The following is a 1,158-nucleotide window of genomic DNA, read 5'->3' on the forward strand; positions in this document are numbered from 1 at the left end:
GGTGGAAAATGAAGATGGCGGCCAGAAACACCGGCGTCCAAGGCAGGTCCATTATCGCCAGAAATACGGGCGAGGCACACAGGGCCTGAATGGTCTCGAGGTCGCGCAGCGACCGGGCGGGTGTGGCCCGGGCTTGAGGATAAAGAGCATGGCGCAGGGTCGCGTCGAACACACGATCGTCCAGGTCGGACTGAAACCTGGCGCCGAACCGGGCAATGATCCGCCCGCGGGCATAGTCCAGCATTGCCATCAGGCCATAGAGCAGGGCGACCAGCAGAAACAGCGCCGTCAGCGTCTCGACCGCGCGCGAGGACAGGACGCGGTCATAGACCTGAAGCATGAACAGCGGCCCGGTCAACATCAGGATGTTGACGAAGACGCTGAACAGGAAGGTCAGCAACAGGAAGGTCGATCCCTGCCTGCGTGCGGATTGAAGCTCGGGGTCCGGGCGGAGATTTTCAGGGTGCTTCGGGCTCACGATCGGTCAACCTTTGTCATTCATGCGCGGATCCGGGGCTGTGACAAGCTTGGGCCGCAGCCAAACCCGGGATTTACCAGCCTCGCCCGGCCTTCTGAAGTCGCAAGGGGCGCCGGAGTGCAATGTGCGGCGGTTTCTTGCCAGATTGACCGGCCGGATTCCGCCTCACTCAGGCACTCTGGGGGTGCGGCTACCCGATGTTGCAGCGAGCCTCGTCGCAGCTACGATATATGGGTGACATCGGTGGAACAACAGTTTTGTCCACCGGTTGCCAAGGCTCGTGAACGGTCAGTTGTCGAGGCTACGGAAAATCCGCGTGGTCGAGAAATACCGTTCCAGTTCTTCGATCCGTTCCTTGCTTTCTTCCCAGCGGGCTTCTTGCACCTCGGCGATCAGGGTCTCGGAGATCAACTGCAATGCGATGGTGAAATCCCAGCTCGACGGGGCCTCGACCAGTGCGTGGAACGTGTAATCCGCCGTCCGCACGATGGGTGAGCCCCACTGGTCGGTGAACAGAACGACCGTCACACCCCGATCCGACGCCACCTGCGCCAGCTTCTCCAGTTGCGCTTCGTAGCGACGGATGTCGAAGATCACCAGGACCCAGCTGTCATCCATGTCCAGCAGGTATTGCGGCCACACGTTGGCCGAGTTGCCCAGCATCGTCACGTTGGGCCGGA

The 1,158-nt window shown here is 61.2% G+C and carries 2 protein-coding genes; both read right to left on the reverse strand.

From position 1 onward, the window contains the following. Positions 1 to 478, reverse strand: a 478-nt coding sequence (locus AC2FND_RS20295) for an ABC transporter transmembrane domain-containing protein (protein WP_496771501.1), incomplete at its 3' end; no start/stop codon positions are given. Positions 479 to 766: 288 nt separating this feature from the next. Further along, on the reverse strand, positions 767 to 1,158 hold a 392-nt coding region (locus AC2FND_RS20300; protein WP_496771502.1), incomplete at its 5' end, for a MurR/RpiR family transcriptional regulator.

Source organism: Ruegeria sp. BHSB056 (assembly GCF_059613305.1).